Source organism: Pantoea coffeiphila, assembly GCF_016909495.1.
GTDB classification, from domain to species: domain Bacteria; phylum Pseudomonadota; class Gammaproteobacteria; order Enterobacterales; family Enterobacteriaceae; genus Erwinia; species Erwinia coffeiphila.
Genome location: NZ_JAFBFW010000007.1, coordinates 86514 through 105657, shown reverse-complemented (window position 1 = coordinate 105657; position 19144 = coordinate 86514). Strand labels below are relative to the sequence as shown.

Below are 19144 nucleotides of genomic sequence, written 5' to 3'. Positions count from 1 at the left end.
GCTATCACAGATCTCATCAGCCGTATTCGGCTGTGGTTCTTGTTATGGCGATGGCATGAAAACCCTTACTACATATCGAGTTAGCGATTTCCCTGTCAAAGCTGTGGTGCATATTATTGCAAATGGAAATAATTCTCAATGCCATTATCATTTGCAGCAATAATGGTCAAATCGCGCAGGAAACGATCAAAAATAAATCCAGCAGTAAAAAAAATGCCACCCGAATGGGTGGCAAAGGGATGATTCAATAGTCCGCTGGCGAAGGCTCAGCAAGGCTGACCGTTCGCCGGATATTTCCCGGACATCTCGTGAAAATATGGCCGGAAACATTGACGAAAAGGTTTCCGGCAGAGCTGGCGGAGCGACTTTCCGACGTGCTTTACCAGCGGTAGTTTACCGACGCTACCACGGTACGGTCGGTGCCGTAGAAGCAGGCTTCGGTATTGCTGCACGAGGCAACATAGCGTTCGTCGGTCAGGTTCTGCACATTCAGCTGTACGGTGGTGCCTTCCAGCGAAGAAACGGCGTGGCCCAGCTCGTACTTCACCATCGCATCGTACAGGGTGTAGTGCGGTACTTCGTCGGTGCCGGTCGAGTCCGCAGGCGCATCACCCACGTAACGCACGCCCGCACCGACGGTGAAGCCGCTCAGCGGACCGTTCAGGAAGCTGTAGCTGCCCCAGGCCGATGCCGCATGGCGCGGAATACTGGCCGGCGTATGGCCCAGCTGCGAAGCGGTATAGGTTTCTTTGGTTACCGCATCGGTGTAGGTATAGGCGGCAATCAGCTTCACTTCCGGGATCGGCTGCGCGTGAATTTCCGTTTCCACACCCTGCGAATTCACCTTACCGATCTGCTCGTTGTAGCCGGTGGTGCTGTTATAGGAGGTGATGTTTTTCTGATTGATGTCGAACCAGGAAACGGTCATCACCGTATCGCTGCCGACCGGCTGGAACTTCAGCCCGACTTCCGTCTGTTCGCCGGTGGTTGGCTCAAACGGATCGGTGCCCGGCGCGCCGGTGCTCAGGTTCGGTTCAAACGAGGTGCTGTAGCTGATATACGGCGACAGGCCGTTATCAAAGGCGTACAGCAGGCCCGCGCGGCCGGTCAGCTTACTGTCGTTCTGAGTGACGTCCGATCCGCTGATGCGGTTGATGGTGCGGGTCTGCGACCAGTCGTTGCGACCGGACAGCACCAGGTTCCAGTTATCCCACTCCAGCTGATCCTGCAGGTACAGCCCAACCTGGTGCAGCTGCTTAACGCTGCTGGTGGTCAGCGCAATATCGGCGTTGTTCACCTCAACGCTGGTCGGGTTGGCCCAGTCGAGCTGGTACTTATCAGAGGTATGGCGCGACAACGTGCTGGCCACGCGGCTCCAGCGGTAATCCAGGCCGCCGAGCACGGTATGGCTGACTTCGCCGGTATCGAACACGCCCTTCAGATGGTTATCCACGCCGAACTCGTTGGTCATCGCCGTTTCCTGCTGCGGACGGCGGTTGATGGTGTGGTCGTTCACGCTGGAACTGGTGGTGTAGACCATATATTTATAGTCTTCATCACGGTGGGTGTAGCGCAGGTTCTGCTGGAAGGAAAGCGCTTCGTTGAAGTTGTGATCCAGCTCGTAACCAATGGAGGCCTGCTCACGCTTATTGCCGTAGAAGCTCTGATCGTTGATGTTGAAATCATACGGCAGGTAGCCCACGCTGGTATTTTTCAGCGTGCCCGCCATCGGCAGGAAGTTGCGCGACCCGGCCTTTGGATCGTTCTGGTAGCTTGTCAGCAGGGTGAAGCTGGTATCGGCATTCGGCAGCCAGGTGATCGCCGGTGCAATCGCCCAGCGCTGCTGTTTATTGTGCTTCACCGTTTCATTTTTGGTGCTGGCGATACCGTTCAGGCGATAGAACAGCGTGTTGTCATCATTCAGCTTACCGCCGAAATCAAATGCCGCTTCGCCCAGGTGATGGTTACCGGTGCTGAGCTTCACTTCGTGAATGCTTTCCGCCGTCGGGCGCTTGCTGGTCATCATCAGCAGGCCGCCGGGGCTGACCTGGCCGTACAGCACGCCCGCCGGGCCGTGGACCATTTCCACACGCTCTAACAGCCACGGGTCGATCTGCCCTGCTCCACCGCTGGAGCTGGAAAGGCCGGAGTGCAGACCGTCCAGCAGCTTCGGCGCATAGCGGAAGCCGCGGCTGATCACTTCGTCGTTGCGGTTGGAGTTGCCGCGATAGTTGGTCACCACGCCGCTGGTGTAGCTCAGCGCATCGGCCACCGACTCAAACGCCTGGTCGTCCATCTGCTCGCGGGTGACCACCGAAATCGATTGCGGCGTTTTGCTCAAAGGCGTGCCGGTCTTGGTCCCGGCGGCGCTCTCTTTCGCCACCACGCCTTTCAGGGGGGATGTGACGCTTTCACGGCTCTCTGCGGTCACCGTAATGGTGTCCTCTGCGGCGGCATGGGCCAGCGGCAGCATTAACAGAGAAGAAGCCAGTAAAATACGCATGGAAGGTTTTTCAGAGTGTATTGCCAGGCCTGGTCCTGCCTGTTTTATAATCTTTTTAAACATGTTCAGTTCTCTCGTCCGGAACAACTTTTCAGGGGAATCCCCATAAAGTCGCGGCTGTCAGCAAAATTGATAAGCGCGACGAAGAAAGAAAGCCCGTTTGCCACTGCGACTGACGGTACTTTTCCACACTCCTTCCAGGAGAAAACCGTTATCTCTAGGTAACTTACCGTCATCCCCTGGAAAGTTGGGCGGCATCTTATTGCAAATGCAAATTGTTCTCAATAATATTTGCATTAGCGTTGTTTAATCTAAGCGTACTTAGAAAGATTAATTTTAAGTAACATAATGTAACCAAAGGAAAACATCCGTGACGAAAAAGATGTGGCCACGCCCCTCACGCCAGCCGTACGGAAGTGCAGCAGCATTGCTAGCAATGGAAAACGTTGGCGAAGAGGCCTGGTGGCAGGAGCTGGCGCATATCGGCACGCCGCTGGTGGAAGAGTATTCCGCTGAGCGGGTCAAAATGAGCTACTTCTGGCGCGACCCCGCCGGTGATGAATCGCAGTCTCCGGTGCGTCAGGTGTATGCCGATATTAACTGCGTCACCGACCACCACAGCCCGCAGCCGCAGAGCCTGCATCGCGTGCCGGGCACCGATGTCTGGCACTGGTCAACCGAGATCGATCCGCAGTGGCGCGGCAGTTACAGCCTGATCCCGGTGGGTGCCGCGCAGCTGCCTCCCGCGTTCAGTAGCGATGCGGAAACCCGCGCCCGCCAGCAGCGCGAGTGGTGGATATCGCTGTTCCCGTTTGCCATTTCCGATCCGCTGAACCACAGCGCACCGCACTTTAACAGCCGCCATCATCCCCTCTCCGCCGCCCATATGCCGGGCGCGCCGGATCAGTCTTCATGGCATCTGCTGGACTCCGGCCATACGCCGCTGGCGGACGCCGGTCGACTGCAACAGTTCACCTGGCAAAGCGATCTGCTGGGCAATGAACGCCGCATCTGGCTTTACACCACCGGGCAGACCGCCACGCCGGAAACCCGCCCGCTGGTGATCGTCCTCGACGGCCAGAACTGGGCGGAAGGCAGCCCGCTGTTCAGCGCGCTGGACAGCGAAACCGAGAGCAATCATTTCCCGGCGGCGGCCTGGCTGTTTATTGACGTCATTAATATGGAATGGCGCGAGAAAGAGCTGCCGTGCAACCCCGCCTTCTGGCAGGCAGTAGAAGAAGAACTGCTGCCGCTGGCGCGCGGCCGCACGCCGTTCAGCGAAGAGGCCGACCGCACCGTGGTCACCGGCCAGAGCTACGGCGGGCTGGCGGCGACCTATGCCGGGCTGCACCGCCCGCACCGCTTTGGCCGCGTGCTCAGCCAGTCCGGATCGTTCTGGTGGCCGAATATGCAGCTGATCCGCAACTTTGGCGAGCTGAAGCAGCGTGAAATGGGCTGGCTGACCGCGCAGCTGATTCAGCGCGATCTTCCCGCCAGTCGACTGACCATCTTTATGGAAGCCGGCAACCGCGAAGGCGATATGGCGCCGCTCAGCGAGCAGATGCACGAAGCGCTGGTTGCCGCCGGGCACCGTACCTTCTTCCGCATCTTCTCCGGCGGCCACGATTCACTGTGCTGGCGCGGCGGGCTGATTGACGGCCTGCGCTGGCTGCTGGCCGATTTCGCCGATCCTCAACACCCTGCAGAAACAGGAACCCACCATGACTGAACAACAGAACCCGTTTGACGATGAAAGCCTGAGTTTTCTGGTGCTGCTGAATGCGCAGCAGCAGTACAGCCTGTGGCCCGCCTTTGCCGACGTGCCGCCCGGCTGGCAGACCGTGGCCGGGCCGGACAGCCGCGCCGACTGCATCAGCTATATCGAAGCGCACTGGCAGGATATGCGCCCGGCGGCGCTGAAACAGGCAGGCTGATCGGGCCTGCACGCCGCGTTCCACCCTTTTTTTTGTTTTGCTGACAGGAATCGTCACCGTGTCCGAGACTCATATTGCCCCCGAAGTACTGGCAGACTTTGCCGATTATCCGCTGGTCGCCGCGCAGCCGGGGATCTGGATTGCCGACCAGATCGCCCACCGCAGCAACACCTTTACCGTCGCGCACTACAGTGAACTGCATGGTGAGATCGATCGCCACGCGCTGGATCGCGCCATCCGCCAGACGATGGCGGAGGCCGATACCGTGCAGGCCCGTTTTGGCCTTGCGGCGGACGGCACGCCGGTGCAAACCCTGCCGCTGCATAGTACCGCGCAGCAGGTGCAGCCGGTTGAGTGGATAGACTTCAGCCAGCACGCCGACCCGCGCCAGGCGGCGCAGGCGCTGATGCAGGACGATCTGGCCGCTGACCTCGCCGCCGACGGCGAGCGTCCGCTGTACCGGCAGGTGATGATGCGCATCGGAGACGGCGGCTGGCTGTGGTATCAGCGCTATCACCATCTGCTGGTGGACGGGTTCAGTTTTGAGGCGCTGACGCGGCGCGTTGCCGAGATTTACCGTGCGCTGCGGGCACAGGAAACGCCTGCGGCTTCGCCGTTTATTCCCTTTGGCGAGGTGGTAGCCGAATACCTCGACTATCCGCACTCTCCGGCGTATGAGCGAGCGGCGCTGTTCTGGCAGCAGCACTGCACGGATTTCCCGGCGGCGATAACCCTGTCAAACGAGTCGTTCAGCGGTGCCGACGCTTCCGGCCCGCTGAAACAGCCGGTCACCCTGCCCGCCGACCTGTTTACCGCCTTCAGTCAGCAACCGCAGACCGCCAGCCTGACGCCCGCCGAGCTGACCAGTGCGCTGCTGGTCAGCTGGCTGGCGCGCATCAGCGGGGAATATCACCTCAGCGTTGGCTTCCCGTTTATGCGCCGCATGGGCTCTGCTGCCCTTGCCGCCACCGGACCGGTAGTGAACGTGCTGCCGCTGCTGCTGAATCTGCGGCCGGAGATGACGCTGGCGGATGTCAGCCTCGCCCTGCAGGGGGAAATTAAGCAGGTTCGCCGCCACCAGCGCTATGAAGCCGAGCAGCTGCGCCGCGATCTGGGCCTGGTGGGCAGCAGCAAGCCGCTGTACGGTCCGGTGATCAACCTGAAGGTGTATCACGATTCGCTGAGCTTCGACGGCATTGCGGCCGTCAGCCGCACGCTGGCGATGGGGCCGGTGGACGACATCGAATTTGAAGTCGGCTTCCAGCAGGGCGAACTCCAGCTGACGCTGGTCGCCAGCGCGGAGAAATATGACCGCCAGATGCTGCAATGGCATGCCGAGCGTATCGCCCACGTTGCCCGCCAGCTGGCTGAAAACCCTGAGTTGCCGCTGGCCGCGCTGTCGCTTATCGGTGAGCGCGAGCAGCAGCAGATTGACGGCTGGTCACGCGGCATCCGCGTTGCACCGCAGCCCGGTGAAGTGTCGATCCTCGCAATGCTGCAAAAACGCGTGGCGCAGCAGCCCGATGCCGTTGCCGTCACCTGTGGCGCGGTCAGCCTGACCTACGGTGAACTCTCCGTCCGCGCCATGCAGCTGGCGCGTGAGCTGATTGCCCGCGGTCTGGGCGCGGAAGACGTGGTGGCGATCGGCATTCCTCGCTCCGTTGACTCGCTGGTGGCGATCTTCGGCGTGCTGGCCAGCGGCGCGGCCTATATGCCGCTGGACCTCGACTATCCGCGCGACCGCCTGACGCTGATGTGCGACGACGCCCAGCCGAAGCTGCTGTTAACCCACACCGGCACCCTGGCGCAGATGCCGCCGCTGCCCCACCTTTGCATCGACGATATCGATCTGCTGGCGGCCTGCGCGGCGCAACCGGGCGAGGCGGTTCGCGACGACGAGCGCCGTGAAGCCCAGTGCGGCGAGCATCTGGCCTATATGATTTACACCTCCGGCTCCACCGGGCGGCCAAAAGGCGTGATGAGCACCCATCAGGGGCTGCTCAACCTGTTCCTGTCTCACCAGAGAAACCTGTTTGGCCCGGCGATCGACAAGTTCCACCGCACGCAGCCGCGCCGCATGCGCGCCGGGCACACCGCTTCGTTCTCGTTTGACTCCTCGTGGGAGCCGGTCTTCTGCATGATCATGGGCTGCGAGCTGGCGATCTTCGACGAAGAGCTGCGCCGCGATGCCTGGGCGCTGCTGGAAAAAATGAAGCAGGTGCCGGTCGATCTGCTGGATATCACCCCGTCCTTCTTCAGCCAGATGATCGACAGCGGGCTGTTTGAGCCGGAAAGCCATCGCCCGGCGTTTGTGATGATCGGCGGTGAGGCGGCTACCCCAACGCTGTGGAAGCTGATGCAGCAGCACCCGGAAGTCGAGATCCACAACTACTACGGCCCCTCCGAATACACCATTGATACGCTGGGTGCCAGCGTGATGGCCTCCGGCCAGCCGGTGATTGGCCGCCCGGTGGGCAATACCCGCGTCTGGCTGCTGGATAACCAGCTGCGCCAGGTACCGGTCGGCAGCGTGGGCGAGCTGTATATTTCCGGCACCGGCATCGCCCGTGGCTACCTGCGCCGCCCGGATCTGACCGCCGCCCGCTTCGTGGCTAACCCGTTCCTCGACGGCGAGGTGATGTACCGCAGCGGCGATCTGATGCGCTGGCGCAGCGACGGCCAGCTGGCGTTTATTGGCCGCGTCGATCACCAGATCAAGGTGCGCGGCTTCCGCGTGGAGCTGGGCGAAGTGGAAAACGCGCTGGTGGCGCTGGCCGAAGTCAGCACCGCCGTGGTGATCGCCCAGCCTATCGGGGCCACCCATCGCCTGATCGGCTACTGCTCGGTACAGGACGACAGTCTGCGCGCCGAAGAAAATCTCTCCGCGCACCTGCTGGCGCAGCTGGCGGTGACGCTGCCGGACTATATGGTCCCGGCGGTGCTGGTGGTGATGGCCGACCTGCCGCTCAACGTCAACGGGAAGATCGACCGCCAGGCGCTGCCTGCCCCGCAGCAGGCGGTGTTTAAGCCGGGTCGTGAGCCGCAGACCGAACAGGAAACGCTGATCTGCCAGGCCGTGGCTGAACTGCTGGGGATGGAGCGCACCGGGGCCGATGACGACTTCTTCTCGCTCGGCGGCGACAGTATTTCCGCGATGGGGCTGAGTACCGCCGCGCGCCGCGCCGGATATCTGCTGCGCCCGCGCGATATCTTCGCCCAGCGCACCGCCGCCCGCATGGCGCACAGCATGGAGCCGCTGTCGACCATGGTGAAAGCGCAGCGCGTGGCGCAGCAGGGCGTGATTGACGGCCTGCCGATCCTGCACTCCTTTGCCGCGCACGGCGGCATCAATCAGCGCTTTGCCCACGGCGTGTGGCTACAGGTGCCTGCGGAGCTTCAGCCGCAGCAGCTGGAGCAGGCGCTGCGTGCGCTGGCCGGGGCGCATCCCGCGCTGGCTGCCTTTACCCGCGACGAACGGCTGGTGGTCGGTGAACCGCAGCCTGCCGGTTTCAGCGGCTGGGTGCAGACCGCGCCGATCTATCAGGCGGTGGAAGCCTGCGCGGAAGATGCCTATACCGATGCCGTTCAGCGCCTCGATCCGGCCAGCGGCGTGATGATGCAGGCCGTGCTGCTACAGCATCATCAGCAGACCTTCGGGCTGGTACTGGTTATCCACCATCTGGTGGTCGATGGCGTATCGTGGCGCGTACTGCTCGACGAGCTGCGCCAGGCCGCCGAGGCGGTAATGGCCGGTCAGCAACCGCAGCTGACGGCGGAAGAGACCTCGCTGCACGACTGGTCCGCCGTCCTGAAAAACGCCACCCCGGCGCGCGCCGCCGAGCTGCCGTTCTGGCAAAGTATGCTGCAATCGCCGGTGCCGCTGCTCGGCCAGCGCGCGCTGACCGGCCGCGATCGCCACGGCGAGCTGAAGGAGAAACGCACCCTGCTCAGCGCCAGCCAGACGCGGGCGCTGCTGACCACGCTGCCGCAGCAGTATCGCGCCAGCACCGAAGAGATGCTGCTCTCCGCGCTGTCGCTGGCGTTAATTGCCTGCTTTGAGGCCAGCGAGCTGCGCTACACCCTGGAATCACACGGCCGCGCGGAGCTGGAAGGCGACAGCGATCTGGCCCGCACCGTCGGCTGGCTGACCGCCGAATATCCGCTGCTGATCTCGCTGGACGAAGGCGACACCGGCAATCTGCGCGATGCTGTCCGCTCGGTGAAAAGCGTGATGCGTGCGGTGAAAGATCGCGGTATCGGCTTCGGGCAGCTGTGCTGGCTGAGCGATGAACACGGCCCGCAGCTGCGTGAACTGGCGCAGCGGCACGCGCCGGAAGTGCTGTTTAACTATCTTGGACGCTTCAGCAGCGGCAGCGCGCTGTGGACCCCGCAGCGCACCCGCCAGCGCTTCCGCGATGCCTTTGCCGTCTGGCAGGACCCGCAGATGCCGCAGCTGCACGCGCTGGAGGTCAATATCTTCGTTGATGAGCAGTCTGCCGAACCGCAGCTGGCGATCAACTGGGGCTGGCTGCGCGAGGTCTTCAGCGAGCAGGATATCGACGCCCTGCACCGCGCCATCGCCGATGCCACCGACGCGCTGGGCCGCTTTGCCAGCCGCTATCCGCAGCAGGCGGCGGATACGCTGGTGGCAGCCGAAGTGGCGCTGGACGGCGTAGACCAGCCGGATGTGCTGGCGCTGGCAAAACGCCACGGCCCGCTGGCGGCGATCCTGCCGCTGCTGCCGCTGCAAAAAGGGCTGCTGTTCCACGCCCAGACCGCCGGTGACAGCGGCAGCTACAACTCGCTGACCCGGCTGACCTTCAGCGGCCCGCTGGATGAAGATCGCCTGCGCGCGGCGCTGAACGCCGTGGTGCGCCATCATCCTCAGCTGGCGGCACGCTTCGACAGCGAGCTGGCCCTTCAGCCGCTACAGCTGATCCCGGTGATTGAACCGCAGCAGGGCTGCTGGCAGCTGGACCGTCATCAGCTGCCGGAGTTGACGCCGGAAGCAGAGGACGCCGCGCTGCTGGCGCTGGAGAAAAGCGAGCTGGCGCGCGATCTGTTCAGCCAGCCCGCCATGCTGCACGCGGTGCTGGTGCGCCACGGCGATACGCCGCGATCCACCCTGCTGCTGAACGCGCATCACCTGGTGGTGGACGGCTGGTCCACGCCGGTGATTCTGACCGATCTGCTGACCGCGCTGTATCACGGGCCGCAGGCGCTGACGCCGCACCGGGCCAGCTATGCCGACATTGTCCGGCAGCTGGCCGCGCGGGATGCTGCCGCATCGCGTCAGGTCTGGCAGTCGGTTCTGCAGGACGTACGCCCCACCCTGCTGTTCGGCGCTGACGCCCCTGCGGGCGAGGTACACGAGCGGCGGCTGCTGCTGAAGCCCGAACTGGAGCAGGGCCTGCTGGCGCTGTGCCGCCAGCGCGGCCTGACGCTGAACAGCGTGATGCAGGGGATCTGGGGCATGCTGCTGGCTATTGAAAGCGGGCATCAGGACGTAGTGTTTGGCTCCCCGGTTTCCGGCCGTTTTGGTCAGATTGAAGGCCAGCAGCAGCACGTCGGCCTGTTCAGCAACACCCTGCCGGTACGCATGCAATTCGACGCGCAGCGCCCGCTAATGGCCCAGCTGGCCGAACATCAGGCGCAGCAGATCCAGCTGATTGAGCACGACGATCTCGGTCTGGGCGAACTACAGCAGCTGGCGGGCAGCGGAACGCTGTTCGATACCCTGCTGGTGGTGGAAAACTACCCGGATAACGGCGATCTGCACCGTCCACACGAGGGCCTGCGCTGTGAGGCAATTGGCAACCGGGGCTACACCCACTATCCGCTGACGCTGCTGGTGCTGCCGGGCGAACGCTTACAGCTGCTGATGGAGTATCGCGATGCGGTCAGCCATCCGCAGCGCCTGGCCGATCGCCTGCTGATGCTGATTGAACAGCTGGTGGCCGAGCCGGATCGGCCGCTGGCACGCTGGACGCTGCAAACGCCGGATGAGCAGGCGCTGATAGCCAAGATCAACGCTACCGCGCATCCGCTCGCCGCCGATACCCTCCAGCAGGCCATTGCACGCCAGGTTGCCCGCACACCGGACGCGCTGGCGCTGCTGGACGTTGAGCATCGTCTGACCTATCGCCAGATGAATGTGCAGGCACGCCTGCTGGCGGATCGCCTGATTGCCGCTGGCGTTAAGCCGGGTGATGTGGTCGCCGTGGCGCTGCCGCGCTCGGTGCGCCTGAGCCTGGCGCTGACCGCGATTGTGCAGGTCGGCGCGGCCTGGCTGCCGCTGGATACCGGCTACCCGGACGATCGCCTGAGCTATATGGTGGAAGATGCCCGTCCGGCGTTAACCATCACCGAAAGCGCGCTGGCATCCCGCTTCGCCGCACTGGGCACGCTGCTGACCTTCGACCGGCTGGCCGACGAGGCCGAACCGCAGCATTCGCTGCCTGCGGCCCGTGCGGACAGCCCGGCCTACGTGCTGTATACCTCCGGTTCTACCGGGCGGCCGAAAGGCGTGGTGGTCGGGCATCAGGCGATCGTTAACCGCCTGTGGTGGATGCAGGATGCTTACCCGCTGGAGGCGGATGACGTGGTGCTACAGAAAACACCGTGCAGCTTTGACGTGTCGGTGTGGGAGTTCTTCTGGCCGCTGATGACCGGGGCGCAGCTGCTGATGGCACCGCCGGATGCGCATCGCGACCCGGACGCGCTGACCCGCTTAATCAACGATTACGGCGTCACCACCCTGCACTTCGTGCCGTCGATGCTGGCCGCGTGGACCGCCACGCTGGAAAGCGGTACGGATGCCCCGCACTGCCGCACGCTGCGCCGGGTATTTTGCAGCGGCGAGGCGCTCTCCTGCGATCTGGCGAACGACTATCAGTCACGGGTTGCCGCACCGCTGCACAATCTGTACGGCCCGACCGAAGCCGCCGTCGATGTCAGCTGGTATCCGGCTTCCGGCGATGCGCTGGCCGCCTGTCAGGGTGCCGGGGTGCCGATCGGCTATCCGGTATGGAACACCGAGCTGCGCATTCTCGATGCCCTGCTGCGGCCGGTGCCGGTGGGCGTGGCGGGCGATCTCTATCTGAGCGGCATACAGCTGGCCGACGGCTACCTGCACCGAGCCGATCTCACCGCCCAGCGCTTTGTCGCCGATCCGTTTGCCGCAGGTGAACGCATGTACCGTACCGGCGATATCGCCCGCTGGCTGGATAACGGCGCGGTGGAATACCTAGGCCGCAGCGACGATCAGCTGAAGATCCGCGGCCAGCGTATCGAGCTGGGTGAAATCGAGCAGGCGCTGCTGGCTCTGCCGGGCGTGGCGCAGGCGGTGGTTGCCGCCCGCGAGCTTGGCGGCCAGAGCACCGGCGGTGCCGATGCACGGCAGCTGGTGGCCTGGCTGATTGCCGAGCCCGGCGCGCAGCCGGACAGCGAGCAGCTGCATCAGCAGCTGACGGAACGGCTGCCTGCCCATATGCTGCCGGTCAGCTATGTATTTACCGATAGCTTCCCGCTCAGCGCCAACGGCAAGCTGGACCGCAAGGCCCTGCCGCTGCCGCAGGCCCCGCGAACCGGAGGACGGCTGCCGGAAACGGAGCACGAGCGTCTTCTCGCCGATCTGTTCGCCCGTCTGCTGGATCGTTATGAAATTCATGCCGATGACGACTTCTTCGCGCTCGGCGGCCACTCGCTGCTGGCAATGCGCCTGGCGGCAGAGCTGAAACGCCGTACCCGCAGCCCGCTGTCGATCGGTCAGATTATGGCCGCCCGCAGCGTGGAGAAGATGGCGCGCCTGCTGGACGACGGCAGCGCGGACGGCGCGGAAAGCCGCGCCAACGGCGAGTGCCTGCCGTTCCGCAGCGGCAGCGGTCCGGCGCTGTTCTGCATCCACCCGGCTTCCGGCTTTGCCTGGCAGTACGCGGGGATGATGCGCTACATCGACGGCGACTTCCCAATTGTCGGCCTGCAGTCACCGCGCCCGGACGGGGTGATTGCAAACTGCGACAGCATCGATGAGATGTGCGATCGCCATCTTGCGACGATCCGCAGCGTGCAGCCGCAGGGGCCGTACCATCTGCTCGGCTACTCGCTGGGCGGCACCCTCGCCCACGGCATAGCCGCGCGCCTGCAACAGCAGGGCGAAGAGGTCGCGTTCCTCGGCCTGCTGGATACCTACCCGCCGGAAGGCCAGGACTGGACACCGCCGTCGGAAGAGGAAACCCGGGCGGAAGTAGCGCGCGAGGAGGCTGAGTTTATGGCCGCCAACATCGACGACAGCGATCCGCTACTACAGGCGGAGAAAGCGGCGATGTTCCGCAGCATCGTGGCGAACTACCGCGATGCGGTGCTAAGACTCTCCGCGGCCACCAGCGATCGGTTCGACGGTGAAGCCACGCTGTTCGTCGCCAGCAAAACGCTGCCGGAAGGCATGGACGTGGCGGCCTGCTGGGCACCGTACCTGCGCGAGCTGGCGATCCATCGCCTGCCCTGTGAGCATATGGATATTCTGTCGCCGGAGTCGCTGGTGGAGCTTGGTCCGCTGCTGAATTCGGTGATTGCTGCGCGTAGGAGTACGGATTGAAGGCTGGTTTTAGGCTGGATGAGGTTGGCGGGTTGATGAGCTTTGTTTGATTAGGTTCCAGCAGATCTTATGAACGACGGGTAAAACTGAAAAATCCACGCGGCTGCGTGGATTTTTTTATTGTGTGGGGGGGGAATAGCCCTGCACTGGTGGGTAAATTCTGTGTGGTACTACAGTTCCGCTTCTTGCGTTACACGAGTTACGGTCGTTTCTGCATCAGAGTTAACGGCATAACATTTATCTATATTTGACTGCTTTGCACCAGCAAATTGACATTGCTCAAGCAATAACGAGTGAATCATAAAGAGATGGGTTATACATCTTGATAAATTTTACTATTTCCCTTATACCAACTTTGAGAGGCTTTCTCTCAAACATCTTAAGGATAGCTATCATGGGTCTTAAACCTGGTCCTAAACCAATTGCTAAATCTACAGGAAAACCGGATCAACGCCGGCGAGATAATAAGGATACTCCCGGTAATACTCCGGGATTAAAACCTAGTAAATCCACTGGAAAATAAGATGGTTAGGGTATAGATCAAATATCTATACCCTATAAGCTGTGCTGCAATAGTGTTATCTTCCCCATGCTAATCTCATTCCGATTTTACGCTTAATGACGTAATTTTAATGTAACTGCATTTAGTGGTCATGATTCAATTATGTTCGCTCCTTGCTGACGTGACGAGAAAGAATACTATTGCGCCGGTGGGATTGCGCGACAAGGCAAAACAGGATTTAAATCAGCTGGTAGGCAGTGTAAGTGATAGGAACGCAGTCGCATGAGATCAAACAATCGCTACGATAACGGATAATCATCTGTTCGACCTGCAAGAAAAAAGGAAAGTCGGACGAAGATGCGGTTTTGTAAAGTGCTCATTTTACACTGCCAATATGCTTTATCCGGTTCGGGAAGGACATTCTAACTTAGCTCGGCGGTGGTGTATCAGACTTACTTGCGACCGCGACCACTACGCTCATGATTGTCGGTGCCCTATCTCTTTTCACTCCTTCAGTTAGAGATACTCCTCGAAATTCATTGAAAAACAAAAAACCTGATTATGCCGTTTTTATGCGCTAGTAATTTAGTAAATACCAGCCACTGAAGGAACAGAAAAATGCGATACCCGGCATTTATAGAAATTGATACTGACGGCACGGCAAGCGGGTGGTTTCCCGATGTTGACGGCTGTATTTTCGCCGGCAAAGACTTCGATGAAGCCTGTGCGGATGCAGCAAGCGCAATTCGAGCGCACTTCGAAGCGCTGGTAGAAAATGAGTTGAAAATCCCCGCTCCTAAACCGATGCAAGAGCATATTATCGCTAACGCAGCCGAATATACCGGCGGTCAGTGGGCGGTGATTAATGTTGATAGGAATCAGGTCAGCTAACCCTCCCCCACAGATAAAAAGCGATCAGACCTCCCCGGCACCCCACCGGGGATTCCCGTTCTTAACTGCGCAGTCGCATCTACTCCCCTGCCACCCGCGCCTGATGGTATCGCCCGCAGGGAACAATCATCGGCGTATGCGACACCGGATCGTCGATAATCACGCTCTCCATGCCGAACACTTGCTGCACCAGATCGCTGCTGATAATCTCGGCGGGTTCGCCCTGGGCGATAATCTCTCCCTGCTTCATCACGATCAGATGATCGGCGTAGCGGCAGGCCTGGTTCAGATCGTGCAGCACCGCGACCATAGTGTGGCCGTGCTCCTGATTAAGCTGGCGGAACAGATCCAGCAGCTCGATCTGGTGGGCGATGTCCAGCCAGGTGGTTGGTTCGTCCAGCAGTAATAGCGGCGTTTGCTGGGCCAGTACCATCGCCACCCACACTCGCTGGCGCTGACCGCCGGAAAGCTCATCAACGCTGCGCTGCGCCAACTCGCTGACGTTGGTCGCCTGCATCGCGGCTTCCACCGCCTGACGATCCGCTTCGCTCCACTGCTTTAGCAGCGTCTGGTGCGGATAGCGCCCGCGCGCCACCAGATCGGCCACGCTGATCCCTTCCGGCACAATCGCATGCTGCGGCAGCAGGCCCAGCTGCCGCGCCAGCGCTTTAGTGCCCATCTGATGGATATCACTGCCGTCGAGCAGCACCTGACCGCTGCGCGGCTTCAGAAGGCGGCACAGCGCCCGCAGCAGGGTCGACTTTCCGCAGGCGTTGGGGCCGATAATTACCGTAAATTTGCGATCCGGTATCTGCACGCTGAGCTGGCTGGCAATCACCTTCTGATCGTAGGCCAGCGTTAAGTCGGCCGCCGCAAGGCGGGAGGATAAAAGCGTATCGGTCATGAGCGACGAGATTCCCTGATAAGTAGCCAGATCAGATACAGGCCGCCGATGCTGACGGTAACGGCACCGACCGGCAGTTGTATCCCGTTAAAGGCGTGCTGGGCGATAACATCGGCCAACAGCAGCAGTACCGCACCGGTGGTCGCGGCGGAAAATAGCGGCATCGCGCTGGCGGCCGTCATGCGGCGGGCAATCTGCGGTGCCGCCAGTGCGATAAAGGCAATCGGCCCGGCAGTCGCGGTGGCCACGGCGGTAAGAATAATGCCGCCGAGCATCAGCCACAGACGGCTTGATTCGGCGTTGATACCCAGCGCGCGGGCGCTGTCATCGCCCATTTCCATCAGCTGCAGGCGGCGGCCCAGCAGCAGCGTGGCGATAATCGTCAGCGGCACCAGCACCAGCGCGGGCTGGCCTTTGCTCCAGGTAATGCCGTTGAGCGAACCGGCTCCCCACAGGGCGGCGCTCATTGCGCTTTCCAGCGAGGCGCTGATAATCAGCCAGCTGTTCAGTGCCGACAGCACCGCGCCAATGCCGATACCGACGATAATCAGCCGAAAGCCGACAATCCCCTGCCGCCAGGCCAGCAGATAGACCAGCGCAGCGGCGGCGATGCCTCCGAGCAGCGCGCCACCGGCAATCTGGTAGTAGCTGCCGTTAAGCAGAATGATAACAATCAGCGCACCGGTGAAGGCACCGGCGTTGAAGCCGACCACGTCCGGGCTACCGAGCGGGTTGCGGATGGCGGACTGGAAGATGGCACCGCTGACGCCCAGCCCGGCGCCGAGCACCAGCGCCATCACCACACGCGGTGCGCGCCACTGGTTAACCACGGTCTGAAATCCGGCCGGACCGTCGCCGAGCAGCGCCTGCCACACCTGGCCGGGGGAAATCCGCAGCGTGCCGTAGCAGAGCGCAAAAAGCGCCAGCACCGTCGCCAGCAGCAGCAGCGCCACGTTGACCCACAGTACGCGGACGCTGAGCCGCAGGTTTATCCAGCCGCTGGCGCGGCCAATCAGTAGCGTTCGGGAGTGCATATCGCGGTCCTTAATTCTTACGCTGGCGAACAAGCCAGATCAGCACCGGTGCGCCAATCAGCGCGGTAACGATCGATACCCGCAGCTCGCCCTGCACCATCAGTCTGCCCGCAATATCCGCCGTCAGCAGCAGGATCGGGGCCATTAAAAAGGAGTAAATCAGTATCCAGCGCTGGTCCGATCCCACCCACCAGCGGGCCACGTGCGGCACCATCAGTCCGACAAAGCCGATCGGGCCGACCAGCGCGGTGGCCGATCCGCAGAGCAGCATCACCGCCAGCAGCGCCAGCAGGCGAATGGCGACCACTTTAGTGCCCAGCGCCGCCGCCAGATCTTCCCCCATACTGAGGTTGTTCAGCGAACGCGAAGCCACCAGCGCCAGCGCGGCACCGGCGAGAATGGCGGGCGCGACCACCGCCAGATTGTGCAGATCGCGAATATCCAGCGTACCTGCCTGCCAGAAGCGCATCTGATCGAAGGTTTGCGGGTTCAGTAAGGATAGTGAGGAAGTAAAGCCGCCGAGCACCGCGCTGAGCGCCACGCCCGCCAGCGTCAGGCGGATCGGATTCACCCGGCCACCGCTCAGGGTGCCAATCAGCCAGACGGCGATACTGGCCGCCAGCGCGCCGCCCCAGGCAAAGCCCAGCCAGCCCGCCATGCTGTTCACCCCGAACAGGGTAATACCGACGGCCATGGCAAAGCTGGCACCGGAGTTCACGCCGAGGATGCCGGGGTCGGCCAGCGGGTTGCGGGTCAGCGCCTGAATCACCGCTCCGGCCCCGCCGAGCGCCAGCCCCACCAGCAGCCCGGCAAGGGTACGCGGCAGGCGGGCGTTAAAGATAATCGTGCTGTCCGGCCCCTGCATCTGGCCAAACAGGCTCTGCCAGACCACCGAGGGGGCGATCGATCGCGCGCCAATCATCAGGCTGGCAAGGGAAACCAGCAGCAGTAGCGCCAGGCAGATTGCCACACCGCTCAGGCGGGCAGCATAGCGCGCATCCACCGGCTGCGGCGGCGTGGCGGGCTGAGAACGGTGGAGCGACATCCCTGACAATCCTCTCTTAATTTTCGAAATGAATATGATTATTATTATCATTGATGTTATTAACTAATTATGTTACCATGCTGCCCGCCAGAAAAAAATCGGCATCCATCGCGCCTGACCGGACGGAGGCCATCCGCCCATCAGGTAATGGCTCATTTCGAACCTCATGGACACTATGGCTAAGTCATCTATTCTCCTCGATTTCAGTTTGCTCAAGCACAACGCTCACTTCCGCGCCATTTTTTGCGCCCGTATGCTCTCCGTTTTCTCGCTGGGTATGCTGGCGGTGGGCGTACCTATTCAGATCCAGGCCATGACCGGCTCCACCCTGCTGGTGGGCGTGGCGGTGGCGCTGGACGGCGTGGGCATGTTTATTGGGTTAATGCTCGGCGGCATTCTGGCCGACCGGCTGGACCGCCGTAAGCTGATTCTGTTTGCGCGCGGCACCTGCGGGCTGGGCTTCGCGGCGCTGAGCCTGAATGCCTTCAGCCCGGCCCCCTCGCTTTGGGCGCTGTATGTGCTGGCCGCGTGGGACGGCTTTTTCGGTGCGCTGGGCATGACCGCGCTGATGGCGGTGATCCCGCTGCTGGTGGGCCGCGAGAACCTCGGCGCGGCCGGGGCGTTGAGCATGATCACCGTGCGTCTGGGGGCGATTCTCTCCCCGGCGATTGGCGGGGTGATTATCGTCGCAGGTGGCGTGGGCTGGGCGTTTGCCGTGGCGGCCATCGGCACGCTGGCGACGCTGATCCCGCTGGTTCGCCTGCCGCAGATGAAGCCGGAGCCGAGCGAGCCAGAGCATCCCCTGCGCGCGCTGGTCAGCGGCGTGCAGTTTGTCTGTCGGCAGAAGGTCGTGGGTTCCGTGGTGCTGCTGGGTCTGCTGATCAGCATCGTCGGCGCGGTGCGGGTGCTGTTCCCGGCGCTGGCGGAGAGCTATCAGGCGGATGCCTCGGCGATTGGTTTGATGTATTCGGCGGTGCCGCTGGGCGCGATGATCGGCGCGCTGACCAGCGGCTGGGTGCCGCGCAGCGCGCGCCCCGGGGTGGTGATGCTGGTGAGCGCCACCTGCGCTTTCGCCGCGATTGCCTCGCTGGGGCTGTACGGCCATATGCTGCCTGCCCTGCTGGCGCTGGTGGTTTACGGCTACTGCAATGCGATTGCTTCGCTGCTGCAATATATGTTGATTCAGCATCATACGCCGGACGCGCTGCTGGGCCGGGTTAACAGTCTGGGCACGGCGCAGGACGTGTGCGGGGATTCGATCGGTGCGCTCGGTCTGGGCGTGCTCGGCCGGGTGCTGGCACCGTTGATGAGCGTGTTTGCGTTTGGCGCAGCGGCGGCGGGCGTGGCTCTGGTGCTGGCGGCATCGGTGAAGACTCTGCGGCGCTGTTCGTTGAGCGGGCCGGAGGACGCGGAATCCTGCGAGAAGTCGGAACCAATAACGGAGTGATGTGGTCGCAAAAGTCCGGCGTTGTTTTTACGGCGCGGGAAGTCGGTGACCGGGCGACCGTGATGGGGAATAACGCCGGGTCGCCGTTAACACGTCCTTGTGGGCTTAGCTGCGGCCTCCCTGCCGCAGATACCCGGCTTATCTTCCCCACCACGTTCACCTTTCAGACTTTAGAGTGGCTGTTTTAAAAGCCCAAGACATGGTTTTGTAGCAAATATCTGGTGTCGCGTTTCTGGTTTGCGGCGCAGAAAGTCGGTGATCGGGCGACCGTGATGGGGGATAACGCCG

General features: G+C 62.1%; 9 protein-coding genes. 5 read left to right on the top strand and 4 right to left on the bottom strand.

Annotation, left to right across the window (positions count from 1 at the left end; translation table 11 throughout):
* Positions 1 to 379: 379 nt before the first annotated feature.
* Entirely contained in the window at positions 380 to 2503 is a 2124-nt protein-coding gene (locus JOE09_RS21295; RefSeq protein WP_239553235.1) for a TonB-dependent siderophore receptor, read from the bottom strand.
* Between the two features lie 370 nt (positions 2504 to 2873).
* Here JOE09_RS21295 and fes point away from each other — a divergent pair, with 370 nt between their 5' ends.
* From fes to JOE09_RS21275, 4 genes are all read left to right on the top strand, one after another.
* Positions 2874 to 4232 (top strand): enterochelin esterase, encoded by a 1359-nt coding sequence (fes, locus tag JOE09_RS21290; protein ID WP_338049374.1) that lies wholly within the window; start codon positions 2874 to 2876, stop codon positions 4230 to 4232.
* Positions 4225 to 4437 carry an MbtH family protein gene (locus tag JOE09_RS21285; protein WP_105591534.1) on the top strand — a complete coding sequence of 71 codons (213 nt, stop codon included), beginning with the start codon at positions 4225 to 4227 and terminating at the stop codon, positions 4435 to 4437. Before fes ends, JOE09_RS21285 begins: the two co-directional genes overlap by 8 nt.
* 58 nt (positions 4438 to 4495) lie before the next feature.
* On the top strand, positions 4496 to 13033 hold the full coding sequence (locus JOE09_RS21280; RefSeq protein WP_205067214.1) for a non-ribosomal peptide synthetase: 8538 nt from the start codon (positions 4496 to 4498) through the stop codon (positions 13031 to 13033).
* Positions 13034 to 14153: 1120 nt separating this feature from the next.
* The gene (locus JOE09_RS21275) at positions 14154 to 14426 is read left to right on the top strand and encodes a type II toxin-antitoxin system HicB family antitoxin (RefSeq protein WP_205067213.1); all 273 of its coding nucleotides are present in this window, start codon (positions 14154 to 14156) and stop codon (positions 14424 to 14426) included.
* A 79-nt stretch (positions 14427 to 14505) separates the two neighbouring features.
* Here the strand turns inward: JOE09_RS21275 and JOE09_RS21270 are convergent, their stop codons facing one another.
* From JOE09_RS21270 to fepD, 3 genes are read right to left on the bottom strand one after another with little or no spacing between them, the layout of a single operon-like run.
* Entirely contained in the window at positions 14506 to 15330 is an 825-nt protein-coding gene (locus tag JOE09_RS21270; protein WP_205067212.1) for an ABC transporter ATP-binding protein, read from the bottom strand.
* Positions 15327 to 16364, bottom strand: coding sequence for an iron-enterobactin ABC transporter permease (fepG, locus tag JOE09_RS21265; RefSeq protein WP_205067211.1), 1038 nt, complete (start codon positions 16362 to 16364; stop codon positions 15327 to 15329). Before fepG ends, JOE09_RS21270 begins: the two co-directional genes overlap by 4 nt.
* Positions 16365 to 16374: 10 nt before the next feature.
* Positions 16375 to 17409, bottom strand: a complete 1035-nt coding sequence (fepD, locus tag JOE09_RS21260) for a Fe(3+)-siderophore ABC transporter permease (protein WP_205067210.1) — start codon at positions 17407 to 17409, stop codon at positions 16375 to 16377.
* A 175-nt stretch (positions 17410 to 17584) separates the two neighbouring features.
* Between fepD and entS the strand changes: the two genes are divergently transcribed.
* Positions 17585 to 18856, top strand: coding sequence for an enterobactin transporter EntS (entS, locus tag JOE09_RS21255; protein ID WP_205067209.1), 1272 nt, complete (start codon positions 17585 to 17587; stop codon positions 18854 to 18856).
* The last annotated feature ends 288 nt before the right edge of the window (positions 18857 to 19144 follow it).